General features: G+C 49.2%; 15 protein-coding genes and 1 pseudogene. 9 read left to right on the plus strand and 7 right to left on the minus strand.

Annotated features, from left to right (window positions below; all coding sequences use genetic code 11):
- Window positions 1-106: 106 nt before the first annotated feature.
- The gene (locus JXQ85_RS16365; protein WP_421750040.1) at window positions 107-556 is read right to left on the minus strand and encodes an Lrp/AsnC family transcriptional regulator; all 450 of its coding nucleotides are present in this window, start codon (window positions 554-556) and stop codon (window positions 107-109) included.
- Window positions 557-748: 192 nt separating this feature from the next.
- Between JXQ85_RS16365 and JXQ85_RS16370 the strand changes: the two genes are divergently transcribed.
- From JXQ85_RS16370 to JXQ85_RS16385, 4 genes are all read left to right on the plus strand, one after another.
- A complete protein-coding gene (locus JXQ85_RS16370; RefSeq protein ID WP_421750041.1) occupies window positions 749-1,741 on the plus strand; it encodes a KpsF/GutQ family sugar-phosphate isomerase in 993 nt (330 codons plus the stop codon).
- A complete protein-coding gene (locus JXQ85_RS16375) occupies window positions 1,738-2,529 on the plus strand; it encodes a 3-deoxy-manno-octulosonate cytidylyltransferase (protein WP_421750042.1) in 792 nt (263 codons plus the stop codon). The genes JXQ85_RS16370 and JXQ85_RS16375 overlap by 4 nt, the downstream gene beginning before the upstream one ends.
- Entirely contained in the window at window positions 2,529-3,362 is an 834-nt protein-coding gene (gene kdsA / locus JXQ85_RS16380) for a 3-deoxy-8-phosphooctulonate synthase (RefSeq protein WP_421750043.1), read from the plus strand. Before JXQ85_RS16375 ends, kdsA begins: the two co-directional genes overlap by 1 nt.
- A 122-nt stretch (window positions 3,363-3,484) precedes the next feature.
- On the plus strand, window positions 3,485-4,543 hold the full coding sequence (locus JXQ85_RS16385; RefSeq protein ID WP_421750044.1) for a DUF2793 domain-containing protein: 1,059 nt from the start codon (window positions 3,485-3,487) through the stop codon (window positions 4,541-4,543).
- Between the two features lie 46 nt (window positions 4,544-4,589).
- Here the strand turns inward: JXQ85_RS16385 and JXQ85_RS16390 are convergent, their stop codons facing one another.
- Both JXQ85_RS16390 and JXQ85_RS16395 read right to left on the minus strand, forming a co-directional pair.
- Window positions 4,590-6,218, minus strand: a complete 1,629-nt coding sequence (locus tag JXQ85_RS16390) for an alpha-D-glucose phosphate-specific phosphoglucomutase (protein WP_421750045.1) — start codon at window positions 6,216-6,218, stop codon at window positions 4,590-4,592.
- Between the two features lie 64 nt (window positions 6,219-6,282).
- Window positions 6,283-7,290: a class 1 fructose-bisphosphatase gene (locus tag JXQ85_RS16395; protein ID WP_421750046.1), complete on the minus strand. Its 1,008-nt coding sequence runs from the start codon at window positions 7,288-7,290 to the stop codon at window positions 6,283-6,285.
- Window positions 7,291-7,657: 367 nt separating this feature from the next.
- Here JXQ85_RS16395 and JXQ85_RS16400 point away from each other — a divergent pair.
- From JXQ85_RS16400 to JXQ85_RS16420, 5 genes and pseudogenes are all read left to right on the plus strand, one after another.
- Window positions 7,658-8,140, plus strand: a pseudogene (locus JXQ85_RS16400) (integrase arm-type DNA-binding domain-containing protein); the annotation flags it as partial.
- Window positions 8,141-8,175: 35 nt separating this feature from the next.
- The gene (locus tag JXQ85_RS16405; RefSeq protein WP_421750047.1) at window positions 8,176-8,862 is read left to right on the plus strand and encodes a tyrosine-type recombinase/integrase; all 687 of its coding nucleotides are present in this window, start codon (window positions 8,176-8,178) and stop codon (window positions 8,860-8,862) included.
- Window positions 8,862-9,161: a hypothetical protein gene (locus JXQ85_RS16410; protein ID WP_421750048.1), complete on the plus strand. Its 300-nt coding sequence runs from the start codon at window positions 8,862-8,864 to the stop codon at window positions 9,159-9,161. Before JXQ85_RS16405 ends, JXQ85_RS16410 begins: the two co-directional genes overlap by 1 nt.
- Before the next feature lie 576 nt (window positions 9,162-9,737).
- The gene (locus tag JXQ85_RS16415; protein WP_421750049.1) at window positions 9,738-10,385 is read left to right on the plus strand and encodes a recombinase family protein; all 648 of its coding nucleotides are present in this window, start codon (window positions 9,738-9,740) and stop codon (window positions 10,383-10,385) included.
- Window positions 10,386-10,420: 35 nt separating this feature from the next.
- Entirely contained in the window at window positions 10,421-11,746 is a 1,326-nt protein-coding gene (locus JXQ85_RS16420; RefSeq protein ID WP_421750050.1) for a hypothetical protein, read from the plus strand.
- Between the two features lie 19 nt (window positions 11,747-11,765).
- Here JXQ85_RS16420 and JXQ85_RS16425 read toward each other — a convergent pair whose 3' ends face one another.
- From JXQ85_RS16425 to JXQ85_RS16440, 4 genes are read right to left on the minus strand one after another with little or no spacing between them, the layout of a single operon-like run.
- Window positions 11,766-14,633 carry a type I restriction endonuclease subunit R gene (locus JXQ85_RS16425; RefSeq protein WP_421750051.1) on the minus strand — a complete coding sequence of 956 codons (2,868 nt, stop codon included), beginning with the start codon at window positions 14,631-14,633 and terminating at the stop codon, window positions 11,766-11,768.
- A complete protein-coding gene (locus JXQ85_RS16430) occupies window positions 14,630-15,337 on the minus strand; it encodes a hypothetical protein (RefSeq protein ID WP_421750052.1) in 708 nt (235 codons plus the stop codon). Before JXQ85_RS16430 ends, JXQ85_RS16425 begins: the two co-directional genes overlap by 4 nt.
- Complete coding sequence (locus tag JXQ85_RS16435) at window positions 15,338-16,564, minus strand: restriction endonuclease subunit S (RefSeq protein ID WP_421750053.1); 1,227 nt, start codon at window positions 16,562-16,564, stop codon at window positions 15,338-15,340.
- Entirely contained in the window at window positions 16,561-18,117 is a 1,557-nt protein-coding gene (locus tag JXQ85_RS16440) for a type I restriction-modification system subunit M (protein ID WP_421750054.1), read from the minus strand. Before JXQ85_RS16440 ends, JXQ85_RS16435 begins: the two co-directional genes overlap by 4 nt.
- Window positions 18,118-18,528 lie beyond the last annotated feature (411 nt).

The following is an 18,528-nucleotide window of genomic DNA, read 5'->3' on the forward strand; positions in this document are numbered from 1 at the left end:
TCCTTCTTTTAAGGAAAGCATGCGGTGCCGAATGTACGGAATGAAGGGATCAGGATGACGAGTTGATCGATCGGATTGTCATATCGACAAAAATTCCGCCAAATCGTCAGTTTCGATCAATGCGGCGGCTGAAAACCACATGGGTTTTGGTGCGGATCACGCCGGGAATGGCCCCAAATTCATCGGTCAACACGTCCAGATCTTCGATCCTTGGCGCCTCGGCGATGATTATAAGATCAAATTCGCCATTCACGGACAGGCATTGTTTAACTTCGAGATAAGCACCGATGCGCGAAATGATCTTAGCGGTTTCAGGCTGATTGACTGACAATTGCACGATGACTTGCACCATCGGCGTTTCATCCGCTTGTCCCAGTACAACCGAATACCCTTTGATCACGCCGCGCTCTTCCATGCGCGAAATGCGTTCATGCACGGTGGTCCGTGCAACCCCCAAAGCCGCTGCAATGCTGGCGGTGGATTGGCGCGCATTGGCCTGAAGGGAAGCGATAATCTTGCGATCCAGAGCGTCTTTCACAAGCAGTGCCTTATCCATAAACAAGTGTCTGTTAATCCTTTGGTCATGACAAACATATCGCCATTTGGCAATTACCACGTCATTCCCAGATTGGGACACAAGATGGCTTTCTGAACGGCTTTTGCCTGCGCGCGTTGACCAATGTATGCCTCCGACCCTATATGAGGTCACGGTAACGGGCCACATACGGTCCAATAGGTGACAAACTATATGAGCTCCGAAAACACATCCGAAAATTCAGTGGCAGGTAAAAAGTCTGCCAATGACGTCGCAAAGTCGGTTCTGCAAAAAGAAGCGGCAGCCGTGGCGCAAATGGCGGATGAATTGCCCGTCGATTTTGAATCCGCTGTCGACTGCCTGATTGGTATTGAGGGGCGTGTTGTTGTGTCAGGCGTGGGCAAATCTGGCCACATCGGCCGCAAGATCGCGGCGACTTTGGCCAGCACCGGAACGCCCAGCTATTTCGTGCACGGTGCCGAAGCAAGCCATGGCGATCTGGGCATGGTTACACGCTATGACGCCTGTGTGCTGATTTCCAACTCTGGCGAAACCGCCGAGCTACGCGATATCACGCTTTATACACGGCGCTTTAACATCCCGCTGATTGCGATTTCATCCAATCCAAACAGCACCTTGATGAAGGCCGCCGATTACAAATTGGCACTGCCAAAAATCCCCGAAGTCTGCTCAATCGGCAAAGCCCCAACAACCTCTACAACGCTTACTTTGGCGCTCGGAGATGCGCTGTCTGTGGCGATCATGGAAGCACGCGGGTTTTCTACGGATGAGTTCCACACCTTCCATCCCGGCGGCAAGCTGGGTACGCAACTCAGCCGTGTTGCAGATCTGATGCATGGGGCAGGGGAGCTGCCAATCGTCGCCGCAAGCGAACCAATGTCTGAGGTCTTGTTGACCATGACCTCCAAAGGGTTTGGCGTTGCTTTGGTGCTGGATGAAACTGGTGTGTTGGTCGGGGCCGTGACCGATGGAGACTTGCGACGCAATATGGATGTGCTGATGGGCAAAACGGCAGGCGAAATCGCCAGCCCAAAGCCAATCTCTGTGCCCGAAGACATGTTGGCGGCCCAAGCGCTCGCCCTTTTGAATGAACGCAAAATCACCACACTGCCCGTCACGGATGACGCCGGCAAACCGGTGGGCATTTTGCATATCCACGACCTTTTGCGCGCAGGTGTCGCATGAAAACAGTTATCTTGATCCCGGCGCGCTTTGCGTCGACCCGCTATCCGGGCAAACCTTTGGCTGAATTGACCCTGCCTGATGGCAGCAAAAAAAGCCTGATCCGCATGAGCTGGGAAGCGGCGCAGACGGTTCAGGGCGTCGATGCGGTCTATGTCGCCACCGACGATGACCGTATTAAAGAAGCGGCTGAGGCTTTTGGCGCTGATGTGATCATGACGTCTGAATCTTGTGAAAACGGCACTGCGCGCTGTGCGGATGCTGTAGCCAATGCAGGCATCGAGGCTGATCTGATCGTGAACCTGCAGGGCGACGCGCCGCTGACACCGGCTTGGTTTGTTGAAGATCTGATCGCCGCGATGAAAGCCGACCCGGAAGCACAGGTGGCGACACCTGTCCTTCAATGTGATCCGCTGACCTATGGCCACTTCGTTGAGGACCGCAAAGCCGGTCGCGTCGGTGGCACCACAGCTGTGTTTAACGCCAAAGGCCACGCGCTCTATTTCTCCAAAGAAGTGCTGCCCTATATTGATGCCGACAAAGTGCCTGCGGATTACATCCCGGTTTATCACCATGTCGGCGTCTATGCCTATCGCCCGGATGCACTGGCCGCCTATACAAGCTGGCCAGTGAGCGAGCTTGAGACCCTTGAGGGGCTTGAGCAGCTGCGTTTTCTGGTCAATGACACCAAAGTGCGCTGCGTGATCGTCGAAGGGCGTGGTCGCGTGTTTTGGGAGTTGAATAACCCCGAGGATGTGCCTCGGATTGAATCGGTTTTGAAGGATCTCTGATGGAACAGAACATCGTAAATGTCGGCGATATCGCCTTTGGTGGGCAGAACCCGATTTCCTTTATCGCGGGGCCGTGTCAGCTGGAAGGGCGTGATCACGCGCTGATGATGGCCGAAAAGGTCGCCGAAGCGATGGCGCCAACCGGGTCTAAGTTCATCTTCAAATCGAGCTATGACAAGGCCAACCGTTCTTCGATTGGTTCGTCGCGCGGCATCGGAATGGATGAGGGCCTGAAAATCCTTGAAGAGGTGCGCAACACTTTTGGCTGCCCGGTCATCACCGACGTGCACGAAACCACCCATTGCCCAGCGGTGGCCGAGGTTGTGGACATCATCCAGATCCCGGCCTTTCTGTGCCGTCAGACCGATTTGCTGCTGGCCGCTGGCAATACGGGCAAACCGTTGAACGTCAAAAAAGGACAGTTCCTTGCACCATGGGAAATGGCCAATGTCGCCGAAAAGATCAAAACCACCGGCAACGAGCAGATCATGCTCTGTGAGCGTGGCACCTCCTTTGGCTACAACACTTTGGTCAATGATTTCCGAGGCTTGCCGACCATGTCCGAAACCGGTTGCCCAGTGATTTTTGACGCAACACACTCGGTTCAGCAACCGGGCGGACGCGGCAATAGCTCTGGTGGAGAACGGAAATTCGTGGCGACCGTGGCGCGTGCAGCTGTGGCGGTTGGCGTGGCTGGTCTGTTCATCGAAACCCACCAAGACCCGGATATGGCGCCTTGCGATGGACCAAATATGATCCCGGTGGACAAGCTTGCGACCTTGATCGGCCAGCTGGTCGAGCTGGACCAATTGACCAAAGCGCACAACGCTTAAACGCGCGTCGCGTAGGGTGGGGTTTCACCCCACAGTTGCGCGGCCAGCGCACGCTGCACTCAATCTTTTCTATCCAAAGCGTTGCTATCAGCGAGAGGACATTTCTCGTTGAAGGACGCATCATGCCAGACACAACTGCTCGCCTCAGGCTGCCCATCATGGCCCCCGCCCAAGCCCAGAAACATGTCACCCATAACGAAGCGCTTTTGCTTTTGGATGGGGCCACGCAATTGGTGTTGAACGGGATCGATACCGAAACCCCGCCAGCCAGCCCGATTTCAGGCGAGACGCATTTTATCGGCGCAAACCCTACAGGCACATGGAGCCTAAAGGCCGGGGCCATCGCGCAATGGCAGGGGGATCAATGGGTTTTTCAAGCACCGCAAAACGGCTGGCGCGCATGGGATATCGCCGGGGATCAACTGGTGGTCTATGGCCCCACGGGTTGGAATTCCCCTAACAACAATCTTGACGGTCTGGGCATCGGAACAAACTACGACGCAACCAATCGACTGGCCTTGGCCGCACCTGCCAGTTTGTTTTCCCATGCAGGGGCAGGGCATCAGATCAAAGTCAACAAGGCTTCAGATGGCGATACAGCATCCTTGCTGTTTCAATCCGCTTGGACGGGACATGCTGAAATGGGATTGGCGGGAGACACACAGTTCCGCATCAAAGTCTCGCCGGATGGCAGTGCCTGGACCGATGCGATGTCTTTTGATCCAGCGACGGGCCACGCCAGCGGGGCAGCGGTTCAGACAACTGCAACAGACACAACGGCGGGAAAGCTTGCCCGTGCAGATTACGCCTACGGGCCTGGCAATGTGCTAGGGACTGTTTCCGAAAGCAGCGGAATGCCTACAGGCGCAATCATCGAACAGGGGTCAAACGCACAGGGCGATTATGTACGCTTTGCAGATGGCACTCAGATTTGCACGGCATCGGTGGCGGTTGATATTAACCAAGCCAATGCGGGCCTGTTTTGGTCCGGGACAGCCAATCATGATTTCCCGATGGCGTTCGTTAGCACTCCGTCCGCAAGCGGATCACTGGAGTCCTCAGCCAACGGTTGGATCAATGGCCGCGCTGGCAGCGCGATGGCTTGGTCTTTTGCAGGATTTGCGACAACCTCCACAACCGGACAGACCGTCAGTCTGATTGCCATCGGTCGCTGGTATTAATCGCATAACTATCATTATGTTATTTTATGCCGATGCAAATCACACACTAGGTACAGACATCTGGGCCATCGCGGCCCAGCTTTTCTAGACCTGCAAGCTGATGCGCCGCAGCAATCACGGGTTTTAACGCTTCTTGTGGATCTTGGGACAGATCGCCATCGCCGGCTTCGTAATTCTGTAGATAGACCCGCAGAGTCGCGCCAACGGTTCCGGTGCCAGACAATCGCAACACCGCCCGCGCACCACCTTCAAAGAAGATCCGCAGCCCTTGGTTGGCTGAAGTTGAGCCATCCACTGGATCGTTATAGGCAAAGGAATCCGCTGACGCCACGGTCAGCCCCGCCACCTGAGTGCCCGGCAGGTCTGCAAAAGACGCTTCAAGACGGCTCATGACTCCCTGCGCGATCTCGATTGGCAGCGCCTCATAATCGTGACGCGAGTAATAGTCCCGCCCGTAGATCTGCCAGTGATCCTGCATGATGGCCGCGACACTTTCTTTGCGCACAGCCAGAATATTCAGCCACAAAAGCACTGCCCAAAGCCCGTCTTTTTCACGCACGTGATCTGATCCAGTGCCAGCACTTTCCTCGCCACAGATGGTCACACGCCCCGCATCCAGCAGGTTGCCAAAGAACTTCCACCCGGTGGGGGTTTCGTGGCTTTCAATGCCCAGCTTTTCGGCCACGCGATCGCTGGCAGCAGAGGTTGGCATCGAACGCGCGATACCCGCAATGCCATCCTTATAGCCTGGTGCAAGATGCGCATTGGCGGCCAACACGGCAAGGCTGTCCGACGGACTGACATATTGGCCCGGCCCAACGATCAGGTTGCGGTCGCCATCGCCATCAGAAGCTGCGCCGAAATCTGGCGCATCCGCCCCCAGCATTTCAGCCATCAGTTCTTTGGCCCAGACAGGGTTCGGATCCGGGTGACCTTTGCCGAAATCCACAAGCGGAACACCGTTGATCACGGTGCCTTTTGTGGCCCCCAATATCTCTTCGAAAATCTTGGTCGCATAAGGCCCGGTGACGGCGTGCATCGCGTCAAAACGCATACGAAAACCACCAGCAAACATCTCGCGAATGGCGTTAAAATCAAACAGGCTTTGCATCAGCGCGGCGTAATCACTGACCGGATCGATGATTTGCACCTGCATCGCGTCCAAATGGGTCTCACCCAGAACCGACAGATCAATGTCGGCAGCATCAGAAAGAACGTATTCAGAGATCGCCTCGGACTCAGCCAACATCTTTGCGGTCAAACTTTCCGGTGCTGGCCCACCATTGGCCGCGTTGAATTTCAAACCAAAGTCTTCATCGATCCCGCCGGGATTGTGGCTGGCTGACAGGATAAACCCGCCATCCGCGCCATACTTGCGGATCAGGTGAGAGGCGGCAGGCGTTGACAGCAGACCATTCTGGCCGACCAACACCTTTGAGGCCCCATTGGCGGCGGCCATTTTCAGAATGGATTGGATGGCTTCGGCGTTAAAAAACCGCCCATCGCCGCCCACCACAAAGGTTTTGCCCTCTGCACCTTCAATGGCGTTGAAAATCGACTGGGCAAAATTTTCCAGAAACCCGGGCTGCATGAATTCACGGGTCTTTTTGCGCAGACCAGAAGTGCCGGGCTTTTGCCCGGCAAAAGGCGTTGTTGAAATGTGGATTGTGGTCAAAGCGACCTCCGAAATCTTTACTTAAAAAGATCACTGCCCGAAGGCGGTGATGGGTCTGGCCTGATCAGTCTCTGTGGTAGGCGTCGATGCGATCAACTTCTTCGCTGGAGCCCAAAATCACGCCGCAACGCTGGTGCAGATCTGTTGGCATAAGATCCATAATTTGGACTTCACCGGTCGAAGCTTTACCGCCCGCTTGTTCAATGATGAATGCCATTGGGCTGGCTTCATACAGCAAACGCAACCGGCCACCCATCGCCGCATTTTCAGCATCGCGCGGGTAGAGAAAAACCCCGCCGCGCGTGAGGATACGGTGTACTTCAGCCACCATCGACGCCACCCAGCGCATGTTGAATTTACGCTCTCGAGGGCCATCAACACCGGCCAGACATTCATCGATATAACGCGCAATGGCTGGCTCCCAATACTTCTGGCGGCTTGCATTGATTGCATACTCATTGGTTTCTGCAGGCACAGTCATATTCGGGAAGGTCAGAAGGAATTCGCCTGAGCCGTTCAAATGGGTGAAGCCATTGACGCCGTGCCCTGTGGTGATGACCAGAGAGGTCGACGGCCCATACAAAGAATAGCCTGCACAGATTTGCTCGGACCCTGGGATCAACACCGCTTCGTCTGTCAGCTCTGCCAAGGGTTCTTTCAACTCAACTATCGAAAAGATCGATCCAACAGAGATGTTCAATTCCAGATTGGAAGAGCCATCCAGCGGGTCGAAATAGATAATATAATCGCCCGCCTCAGCTTTGTCTTTGAGCCAAACCACATTGTCCAACTCTTCTGAGACCAGCGCCGCAACGCGGCTGCAGTTAGCACAATGCATCATGAATTGATCATTGGCGATCACATCCAACTGCTTCTGGGTTTCCCCTTGCACATTGGTGTCTTCGGTTGCGCCCAACGTGCCCGCAAAAGCACCGCTGCGGATTTTATGTGAGATGGTTCGGCAGGCCGTGGCGATATCCTCCAGCAGGAAAATCAAGTCCTTTGGCGTGCCGTGTTCACGGTATTCGTTCAGCATAAATTGGCGGAAAGTCAGATGGTCGTCTTTGGTCATTGTGGTTCCCTTGATCCTTAAGACCTGTCTATTCGATCAACGCTTGGGAACCAACCATCCTTGCATGACATCCAGATGTCCGATCACGAAATTTGCATCGTATCAGACGAAATGAGCGCGACATGATTAAAATCAGCGTAAGAACCGCAAAGACAATATGTTTGGGAAGGTTTGAAGTGGTGCCCCCACACGGACTCGAACCGCGGACCTACTGATTACAAACCATATTTTCAGCATTTACAGACGCTTACCAAACCATCCTAAAGCTTTGACTTTAATGGATATTTTTACTATTATTTACTGAAGTCCAAGCCGAAATTTACCGTAAATTCCTCATCTTTGTGTCCTATATGCGTCCTAGAAATTCATGCCCATAAAGAAAAGAACCATAAAACGGCCTATAAATGAGACCCTAAAACTAACTGAAAACGTAATAAAGAATTTGCCTCCTTGGACTAAGGACTATTTCGTTAAAGACGCAGATTTTCCAAAGCTTCAACTAAAGATCACACCCAAAGGCGCTAAGAGTTTTATTGTTCGCTACCGCAACCTAGAAGGACGCGAACGGAAATTAAAACTAGGTGATTACCCTACTCTGTCAGCGTCAGCCGCCCGAATACGCGCTATGAAAGCCGCTGCCGAAATTGCTGATGGTGGAGACCCGGTTCAAGAAAAGAAAAACGCGCGAGGTGGAACCACATTTACTGATTTTGCGGACTATTTTATGTCCACCTACGCTGAGCTGCACTTACGTGAAACGACATTGCGCGGGTATCGTCAAATTCTGAACAGTATTCTGCTTCCAGCATTTGGCACGAAACCAATTCACAGAATATCTCCTGAGGATGTTCGCGACCTACAATTAAAGAAAAAAATACCATCTACATGTCCAATCGCGCGGTTGGGCTGCTTCGAAATATTTTTAATTTTGCAGAGAAAAACGGCTACCTTCCTTTTGGCTCCAACCCGACCAAAAACATATCGAAGTTCCAAGAAAACCCTAGATACCGGTTGCTTAGTGAAAAAGAGCTGGCAGCTTTCGGTAGAGCAATACTGCATTTAAAAGCGGAAAAGCCCCATATTTCACCATCTTTGGACGCTATTCTTTTTCTATTTGCGACAGGTCGGCGAAAGTCCGAAGTATTAAGGTTAAGATGGAGCGACATAGATTTTGAAAGACGCCTCTTACGATACAGACGAACGAAGACAGATCCAATGTCTCAGGGAATTCCACCAGATTTGATTAAGCTTTTGGAGGCGATGAAAACTACTAAGGATTCAGATTGGCTATTTCCAAACCCGATGGGAACAGGGCCACTTAAGGACTTCAAAAAGACTTGGGCTAAACTAATTCAGATGGCTGACATCGAAAATTTTAGACCGCATGACATTAGGCACAACGTATTATCCGCAGTCAGCGCCGTCAGCGACTTACAAACTACGGCGGCAATCGGTGGTCACAGTTCATACAGATCCACCGAAAGATATGTTCACGCCAGATCCGACGTCATTCAAAATGTGCATAATCAGGTTACTGCAAAGGCGTTCAAAATATTACTGGGAGATGATTAATGCCAATCAATCGTCCGAAAATCCAAAGACCGAGAAAGATAATTCTGCGCGACCCGAACACAAACTTGCCACGGAACCCGAAGGTCAAGAATCAAACCATGGCCGTATCCTCATCACCGCGAAAAGCAAAAAAGCTACAAAACGGTTATATGAATGAAGTTGCTGCTGCGGCAGCCCTTGGCTTATCCGTTAGTACACTTCAAAATCGACGCAGTCTCGGTTTACCTCCTGAATTTGAAAAATGGGGCGGAAGGATTTGGTATAGCCCCAAAAGCATACAAGACTTTATAGAGAGCTAAATCTAGCGAATACAAAACCAATAAATTCGCCGAGCATTGGACAGTAAACTTAGCTAGGGCTTAAGCCCATCTATTATCTTCTTGCCCCGCTTAAGGGGGACCCATTTTTTCCAAAATCCCAATTCAAGTACCCCTGTATTTCCAATTGTCCAAAATTTCCCACCTGAAAAAATTTTTCGACATAACACTTTCAGATTGAAAAATTCGATCAAAAGAAAGCGGAGGACATAACAGACTTTTCGCATCGTAAATCGACAAATATGTCCTAGAACTCGCGGGCGCCAAAACCCCCATTTTATGCACGCTTAACTTTTCGTAACTCTTTGTAACTTAACATAAAATGACGGATATTGACCCTAGAACTCTCCCAGCGTCACTGTCTTTCAATCGATTGCAAGCCAAAAGCGCGGAAAAACCCAATGAAAATAAGGGTTTTAATGAAAATAAGATGTACATCTGACACACATTTCTAGCCCTCTCGTAAAATTGCACCCAAAACCTAAAATTTGGAGCGGAAGGCGAACAGATCTGTACACAAGCAAACCAACGTTTACCTGTGCATGGAGGACATAACAGATGCCACTAGAGTGTTTTGCCTACTACCGCGTTTCCACGAACAAACAGGGGCAAAGTGGACTTGGGCTAGAAGCTCAGCGTACCGCCACCCTGAATTACGCACGTTCAGAAAATTTGGAAGTCCTAGGCCAATTTACTGAAATTGAAAGCGGAAGGAAATCCAATAGACCGGAGTTGGGTGCAGCAATCGAAGCATGTAAGATAAATAACGCTGTGCTTTTGATAGCTAAACTGGATCGGTTAGCTAGAAACGTTCACTTCATATCCGGCCTGTTGGAAAGCAACATCAAGTTTATTGCCCTCGATATGCCGAATGCCGACAAGTTTATGCTGCATGTCTACGCGGCAATGGCTGAGGAAGAAGCGCGTCGAATAAGCGAACGAACTAAGGCCGCTCTATCTGCCGCCAAACGCAATGGCGTCGAACTTGGCAAGTTTGGGAAACAGTTGGCGAAAACAAATGCTAAAACGGCGGACCAGTTCTGCCAGCAAATCGGTCCACAGATTGCCCAACTTCGAAGTAGCGAAAATATGTCGTACCGAGCAATTGCAGAACGTTTCAACCAAATAGGCCTTAGATCATTTAGAAATCAGAGCTGGCACACGACAACAATTCACAGACTACATCACAGATTTATGTCCCTATAGTATAAGCAGTTTATGCTTATAAGAGGGATAGAGACGTGACTCTCATAGATGACTTCCTTCCCAGTTTCTCTTCGGTATCAGAAGTTACCTCTGGTAATGCGATGATAGACCGGTTTGTACTAGATATTGGTGATTACAAAATTACCGGCGAAAACGACCAAATTTGTTATGCGCTCAATTCGCTCGACCATTTTGAAATTCCGACTGCTCGGGACTCGCAAGTTCAATTATTCTCCTCTGCAAACAATACGAACGTTCGAGCAAAAGCTACAGTTAAGTTTTCTCGAGGAGGTTCTGGAAATAGCGAATATTCCTCGCGGCCTTTAATCTCAGGCGAAATAAAAAAGGCCAAACCAAGATCCAGATTTCCTGCTCTACGTGGCGGAACTGTCACATTGTGCATAGGGGCTTCGCTAAACTTAACGAGATTTGTTCAGGCTCAACGATTCAGAGGGGTATATAGACCGCGGATAACCTATCCGCCATTTTTGGCCATCGAACGTAATCCTAGGTGGTTCAGAAACGAGACCCCATTGTTGCCCTCTGACAATCTGCTAATCGGCAACGCGCGCGCATTCGGATACGTTTTGCAGAATTCTGTCAGTCAAATAATGACCTTATACTTGGATGAAATAGATGAGACCGTTGTCGGACTGTTGCGCCGGAGAATGGATGAAGAGGAAATCGGTTTTGAAGAGCGAAGTTATAGGTCACTTCAATTACTCGAAGTATATTGGGAGTTCTCATCCGCAGACTCAACCGCACTCGTTGAAGAGCTATCAATTCCACTCCAAAGACTTTCCGAACGCATAAAAATTCGCAATCGAGAGTTTCGCCGTCCCGATGAGGAAATTACTTTCAACAGTAAATCTATCAATATCCAGCTTCAAAACGACTTATGGCTTCGCGTCTACGCAAAAACAAATCGGCGTGTGCGTTTTGAAGTAGAATTCGGGAGACGAGCTATTCGAAACGTTTTTCGCCGCCAAACCACCGCGTCGAACCAAGAAATTGGAGAAATGGCTCTGCAACTAGTCGAACATGCGGCACAAAAGGTAAATTGGGTTCTTGCGGAAATAAGGCGAGAAACTCCAATTGTTGAAGAAGCTATAACCGTCGTCGGCCTTATTTCCAAAATATATACAGTCTTAGGCGATCAAGCAGATTGCCAGATGGTAGTTTCAAGTTTGCACACCTTTGGTCGATTTGCACCCGAACGAAACTCCAAAGCGTTGGATGTGGCACGTAAATTAAAAGTTGCTGGTGTCCTGAGAACGCTCGACAGAAGATCCATATATGTACCTACAGATCAATACGAGGCTGCAGCACGCACACTTATGAAATTACCTTCGGGTATTTAAGCGTGTTCCATTTCCGAAACTACGAGCCTCCGATCCCCTCATCAAAAACGCTTACAAGATTGAGGATTTGTTTTTTCACCCGTTCAACAATGCTCTTCCGTTTAAGAATGCTCGGCTGCTGTTCTAGAGCATCCACAATTTCCGACTGGATCGGCAGTTTCCCGGTAAATCGGTATCCATCGAGCATAGACATCAGTAAAACCTGATCAATCTTCTCACGCTCGCTAAATGCTACGACCGCTTTATTCCGCTCTTCGTTCCAAAATGCGGCGAACTCATCATTTATGTTTGCCTCGCCGTCATAGCTCGACATGTGTTCATCTATAAACTTCTCAATTAAATCACGCTTACTGCGTAGCTGCCGCTCATTTTTCAGCAAATCAAATACGTGCTTTTTCTTTGCCTTGGCGGCGTCGGCTTTCGCTTTATCAGCGCTGTCTAGATCTGTAATTGCCGTCGAAAGCAAATCAAGAATATACGAAACATTGATTTCATCACGTTGAATAAGCTCTAGTTCAAAATCAACTTCATTAATGATCGACGCTGCTTCTTCGCTTGTTTCCGACCTTACGCGATCCGCAATCCCGGTGTACTTTCCGGCATAGTCTTCGAAAGTCTGCGCACTCATATCGAGATCATCGAAGGAGAACTCGATAAAGCTAGTCAATACGTTCTTGATACGCATTAAGCGGCGAAATGCTTTTACAAATGCCAGTTTGTCTTCTTCACGTTGAAGATCATTCACACCATCGACAGTTTCTACAATCGAATACAAGTGAACGACCGCATCATTGAATTGATCCACATACGCTTCATAAGGCTCTAATAGAATGGTTGCGTCTGCGTCGCTGTCCGAGAACAGAGAAATCGCTTCATCAGTCGCAGATTTCAGATTTCTGAAACAAACGATGTTGCCCTGTGATTTTATCTGGCCCATCGTTCGATTTGTCCGCGAGAACGCTTGAATCAAACCGTGGTATTTTAGGTTCTTATCGACATAGAGCGTATTAACTTTCTTGGCATCAAACCCTGTCAGGAACATGTTTACGACCAACAGTATGTCCAGCCGATCTTTGTCGAGCGCGCCCTCCTTCTCGCGGTCCTTCAGACGCTTACTCAGGTTATTGTAATATGTGTAAAAACCCCTGCTATCCTTAACCGTCTCGCTGGTGTTAAACATAGCGTTATAATCTTCTACATACAGTTCAAGCTTATCGCGCTTACTCGGATCGCCCCCGCCTTCGACGACATCTAGATCCGGATCAGGGATTTCACCGTTCGCCTCCGGGCTTTCTTCATTTGGTCCAAAAGTGAATATCGTCCCTACACGCAAGTGATGCTCGCCAGCATCTCTTTTACGTTTGAAAGTCTCGTAGTAGGTCATCAGGGCATCGACAGATCCCACGCACATCATCGCGCTGAACTTCTTACCGTGGGTCTTTTTATCGTGATTTTGGATTACCCAATCGACAATATTCTCGATACGCTCAGGGTTTTCGTAAAACTCTTTAATATTGATCGCGCTGACATCTTCATCGATCAGGCTACCATCCTTGCGCTTAATCTTACCCCAGTACTCAACCGAGAACCGAAGTACATTCTCGTCGCTAATAGCATCTGTAATGACATAGGTATGCAGCCGCTTGGTGAACAGATCCTCGGTGGTGCGCTTACCCACCGCGTTTTCCTTTAAAATCGGTGTTCCTGTGAAACCGATCAGCTGAGCTTTTGAAAAGTATCGAACGATCCGCTTGTGCGTATCGCCAAATTGCGAGCGATGACATTCATCAAAGATAAATACGACCCGTTTGTCTTTCACGGCGTCCAGCGCACCTTTACCTCCCTCCTTAGGGATTGCGGTGTTTAGTTTCTGGATTGTTGTGACAATCAATTTGTCCCGCCCAAGCATCTGCTTGATCAGCGCCTTTGTGTTATTGGTGCCGTTGATTGAGCCTTCTTTAAAGTGATTGAATTCTTTCTGGGTTTGGTAGTCCAAATCCGCACGGTCCACCACGAAGACAACTTTGTCGACCTTCGGGTTATCAATCAGAACTTGTGAAGCCTTAAAGCTGGTTAAGGTCTTTCCCGATCCGGTAGTGTGCCAAACATAGCCGTTTTGTCGCCCAGCTTTGACACGCTCGACAATTGCCTCGACCGCATAAAATTGATATGGACGCAAAACCATCAGAATCTTATGTTCCTGATGCAAGACAATGTATTTTGCGATCATCTTGCTGACATGGCACTTTTCCAAAAACGCATCGGTAAAAGCGCTAAGCTGCGTGACCAGAGTGTTGTCTTCCTCCGCCCAGAAAAATGTCTGCTTGTAGTCCTGCTTGCGGTTGTTGGCGTAGTATTTCGTATCAACACCGTTTGAAATCACGAAGATCTGGACGTACTGGAACAAACCACCTTCGCCCCAAAAACTGTCTTTGTGGTAACGATTGATTTGGTTGAACGCTTCTTTCAACTCAGCACCGCGCCGTTTCAACTCGATCTGCACCAACGGTAAACCATTGATTAAAAGCGTCACGTCAAAGCGCGTCTGGCGCTTGTTTTCGACCGTAACCTGCGTTGTGACCTGATACTCGTTCTGGCACCACTCTTCGCAATTAAGGAACCTGATCCATGCCGACGACCCGTCATCACGCTCCAAATGCATCCGGTCGCGTAGGATACCCGCTTTTTGAAACACATTACCCTTATTGAGATGATTCAGAACTTTGGCGAATTCTCTATCTGAAAATATAATCTCGTTATTGATTCCTAATTGAGTACGCAGGTTGGTTTGGACAGCTTCCATATTCGGTAAAGAGATTTTGGCGTAGCCCAGTCCGACCAACCGGTTAACCAGATCGGACTCCAGATCAGCTTCGGATTGGGTCATTCGTCCAGCTCCTCTTCTTGTTCCTCAAGGAAGCTTTCCAACAAAATCACGTACTCTTCCAAATACAAATGAAACAATGCTTCGCTATACAACAACTTGCCATCCAACGGGTTCTGCTCGTCTAGAAATTCATTGAAGTCAGGATTGTCGTCATAGTTTACTTCAAATTCACCATCGGCGCCTGTGTCCGCTTCCTCAATAGTGCCAGCACTCTCTAAGGTACGTCTTTCAAGCGCGATAGATTGATAGCTTGCGTACATATACCGCAACAAGCTACCACCCAGCTCATTACAAGAAGCTGCAAGGTTTCGATGGCTATTCAGCCGCTTCGGGACCGCCTTCCCATGTGTGATGTCACCACGAGCGTTTCTAAGTGTTGCAATCGATAGAGCGAGAGACGCACCGCGACGAGCAAAGTCGTCTTCGTATTGATCGTCGTTTTCCCTTAGGCATTTCATCGCTCTCTTGATGAGCTTGTCACTTTTTGCTTCTGAGGGTTTATCAAGTTCATCTTCATTCACGCCATTTTCGAGGCCGATGATGATGGTCTTTGAAAACCCCTGGAGAAGGGAATTTACGCACTCAATAGTCGTGTCGGGGCGCTCGGTCTCATATCGAAGCGCCTTATCGACAATTGGCAAATAATAACCAAATTCCGGGAAATCAATTTTACTCTCTTCAATTAGAATTCTTAGTTTATCCATTTACACAAACATTTTTTGCAGAAGGCCCTTTTTGAAGGTTTCCAACTGGGTAATTTTTGAATTCAATGCATCGATTTTGGCGTCGATGGCAGACAGCGCATCGGCAATTTTTTGTTGTTCTTCTGGGTGGGGAACCGGCAACTTTAAAGATGACAATGCAGGAAACTTTAAATTCCATGTATCGGAAGTCAGACCTTGTGAATAACGCTGAAACTCCCGAATGACTTTCGTGAGCTTAAAGTAGTAACCCCAGAAAGCAGGTATTTCACCTTTGTTTGGAGTAATGACTGTATAGGCAGGGCTAACAATTCCAAAATAACTAGATACTCCGTTCGCCCCTTGCCACATCCGCATCGAATTATAGGCAATGTCATTAACATAAACAGTTTTGTAATTTGATCTATCTGCACTTGCGCCATTCGCGCGATCTACATCCACGGCTCTGACAACACCCCGATCCATCGTCACGGATAACAATTCGGCGCCTTCATTTCCGCGCTCACTTCGTTCAACAAATACTTTGCCCAACCTCTTTCCTTCCCAATCCGGAAATGCGGTTCCGTCGTTCCGGGTAAAACGCAGGGTTTGGGAAAACAGCTGCTGCATCAGGCCGCGTTTATAGTCCTCCATCGCAGCGCGATTTTCCATGAACAAAGTAAGTTTTTTAGACACCGCCTCAATAAAACCAGCAATTTTTTGTTGTTCGGCAACCTTTGGGGGAACATTGACCTCGACTGCTGAAAGACTGTCTTGACCAATGTTAAAGCGGGTGCTTCCTCCGCTTCTACTCGTCATATCCTTGCGGACTCTTTGGGTCTTCAGAAGTGCATTGAAGAACCGTGGATCAAATTGCTTAATCGGCCTACCCCGAATAACAAAACCACCGAAGACCGCAGAATTTATATCATCAAGGTAAATGTTGCTTTGCCCAACTTCCTCGCGTGTCTCCGAGCTTCGCTGGAACAGAATGTCCCCGTATTTAACCTCGTTTTTTATGAAATCGCTTTCTGAAACTTCAACACGGCCAATGATATTCTGGTAAGTGATTGGTTCGGAGCGAATAATATCCATCACGTTGATGAACTTCGCACCATCCCCATATGCGTCTCTTTGGGCATTTACACCGTTTTTGAAACTCATGAAATCGCCGAGCCTGGCGCGTGCCCACTCCTCGGAAAACTCTGGAAAGCGCAGCTCTGGCACTGAGGAGCTCACCACATCACTCACAGCGGCGCCTCCAACCCCAGTTCCTCACAAAAGGCATGGATCTGCGCATCGGCCTCCGCTATTTCATGATCAATCCTTTTGACTTCTGCTGTCACGGCGGCCAGATTCACCTCGGGTTCTGGCTCAAACGTGTCCACATAACGCGGAATATTGAGGTTGAAATCGTTTTCGTCGATTTCTTTCAATGGGGCAAGATGGGCAAAGCGCTCTTCTTCCTTCCGATCACGATAAGCGTTCACGATGCGGTCAATATGCCCAGGCAATAGGACGTTCTGGCTCTTGGCCTTTTCGGAGCAGCCTGAAGCATCCACAAAAAGAACGTTTTCAGGATGCTCACGGCATTTCTTCAGTACGAGAATGCAGGTAGGAATAGAGGTGCCATAAAAGATATTGGCGGGGAGACCAATCACAGCATCCAGCCAATTACACTCCTTGATCAGGTATTCACGAATGTGCCCCTCAGCAGCCCCACGGAACAGTGCCCCATGCGGCAGGATAACTGCCATCGTACCACTGTCATCCAACTGGTGCAGCATATGCTGAACAAAAGCAAAATCGGCCTTGGATGCTGGCGCGAGTTTTCCGTACCGGGCAAAACGGTCATCGGTTAGCAGGATGGGATTGGACGACCATTTTGCTGAGAACGGTGGATTGGCAACAACTGCATCGAACTTTTGATCTACATGCAGCGGATTTTCCAGCGTATCATCCTGCTTCAGGTCAAACTGAGCATAATGCACCCCATGAAGGATCATATTCATACGTGCCAAGTTATAGGTGGTACGGTTCATTTCTTGGCCGAAGAACTCGCCAACTTCGGCTTCTTTGTTGATCCGTAACAACAGCGAACCCGACCCACAGGTGGGGTCATAAACGGAACGCAATCGCGTTTTCCCTGAAGTCACAATTCTAGCAAGAATAGTCGAGACTTCTTGCGGCGTATAGAACTCTCCAGCTTTCTTACCAGCTCCTGAGGCAAACTTTCCAATCAGATATTCATAGGCATCACCGAGAACGTCACTGTTTGAGTTTTCAATCTCAAAATCTATGGCATCCAAATGGGTCAGAACCCGAGCGATTAGAGTATTCTTAGCCTCTTCCGTCCGACCCAAATTATTGGACGATAGGTCAATGTCAGAGAACAGGTCATGAAAATCATCCTCGCTCTCCGTGCCCATGGTCGAGCTTTCGATATTGCGTAGGATGCGGGTCAGATCTTCAATGATAAAATTACCAGGTTCCAGCCCTCGCTTTGCAAGGTTCGAGAACAACTCTGAAGGCTTCAGAAAATAACCAATGGCATCAACCGAGGCGTCCTTTATTGCTTCCAGATACTCGCGACCTTCATCGGAGTTTTCATCGATTTCTAAGAAATCAATACCGTCTGCTTTTAGTGCATCTTGAGCAAACAGAAACATACGTTCGGACAAATATTTGTAGAAGATAAAGCCAAGAATATAATCGCGGAATTGATCCGCATTCATCTTGCCCCGCAGTGTGTCTGCAATGTCCCAAAGTGTTTTTTGAAGCTTTTTCTTTTGCTCGTCGGTCATAAATTGTCCCAGAAAGTCTTTGGTTTTTGTACTTATGGCATGGCAAGTTTTCGTTTGAAACGCAGATTTCGCACCTCTACCCAATCAGGTCAGTAAATCGATTTGATAAACGTCGGATGTTAGAACCCCCCTCTGGGCTTTCGAATGATACTTACAAAGGTAAACCGGACATTTGCGCGATTTCAGCAAGTAGAGTTGCGCTTACCTTATTTGGTGCCCTGCCCAAGGCTTACAAGGAATCACACAACAGCTCTTCACCGCGACTCATCCACACTCTCAAAGGAAACATACAGCTGTACACTGCGTCCTATACGCGCCCTAGCAATCGATTGCAGCGCACCCAAACCATGTAAGTTATTGAAAAGATGGTGCCCCCACACGGACTCGAACCGCGGACCTACTGATTACAAA

Source organism: Cognatishimia sp. (assembly GCF_049116455.1).
GTDB lineage: Bacteria > Pseudomonadota > Alphaproteobacteria > Rhodobacterales > Rhodobacteraceae > Cognatishimia.

Excerpts from the sequence above, each read along its gene's own strand:
- JXQ85_RS16410 (WP_421750048.1), top strand. The coding sequence starts at position 8,862 with ATGCCAATCAATCGTCCGAAAATCCAAAGACCGAGAAAGATAATTCTG.
- JXQ85_RS16405 (WP_421750047.1), top strand. The coding sequence starts at position 8,176 with ATGTCCAATCGCGCGGTTGGGCTGCTTCGAAATATTTTTAATTTTGCA.
- JXQ85_RS16370 (WP_421750041.1), top strand. The coding sequence starts at position 749 with ATGAGCTCCGAAAACACATCCGAAAATTCAGTGGCAGGTAAAAAGTCT.
- JXQ85_RS16385 (WP_421750044.1), top strand. The coding sequence starts at position 3,485 with ATGCCAGACACAACTGCTCGCCTCAGGCTGCCCATCATGGCCCCCGCC.
- JXQ85_RS16365 (WP_421750040.1), bottom strand. The coding sequence starts at position 556 with ATGGATAAGGCACTGCTTGTGAAAGACGCTCTGGATCGCAAGATTATC.
- JXQ85_RS16425 (WP_421750051.1), bottom strand. The coding sequence starts at position 14,633 with ATGACCCAATCCGAAGCTGATCTGGAGTCCGATCTGGTTAACCGGTTG.
- JXQ85_RS16430 (WP_421750052.1), bottom strand. The coding sequence starts at position 15,337 with ATGGATAAACTAAGAATTCTAATTGAAGAGAGTAAAATTGATTTCCCG.
- kdsA (WP_421750043.1), top strand. The coding sequence starts at position 2,529 with ATGGAACAGAACATCGTAAATGTCGGCGATATCGCCTTTGGTGGGCAG.
- JXQ85_RS16415 (WP_421750049.1), top strand. The coding sequence starts at position 9,738 with ATGCCACTAGAGTGTTTTGCCTACTACCGCGTTTCCACGAACAAACAG.
- JXQ85_RS16395 (WP_421750046.1), bottom strand. The coding sequence starts at position 7,290 with ATGACCAAAGACGACCATCTGACTTTCCGCCAATTTATGCTGAACGAA.
- JXQ85_RS16375 (WP_421750042.1), top strand. The coding sequence starts at position 1,738 with ATGAAAACAGTTATCTTGATCCCGGCGCGCTTTGCGTCGACCCGCTAT.
- JXQ85_RS16440 (WP_421750054.1), bottom strand. The coding sequence starts at position 18,117 with ATGACCGACGAGCAAAAGAAAAAGCTTCAAAAAACACTTTGGGACATT.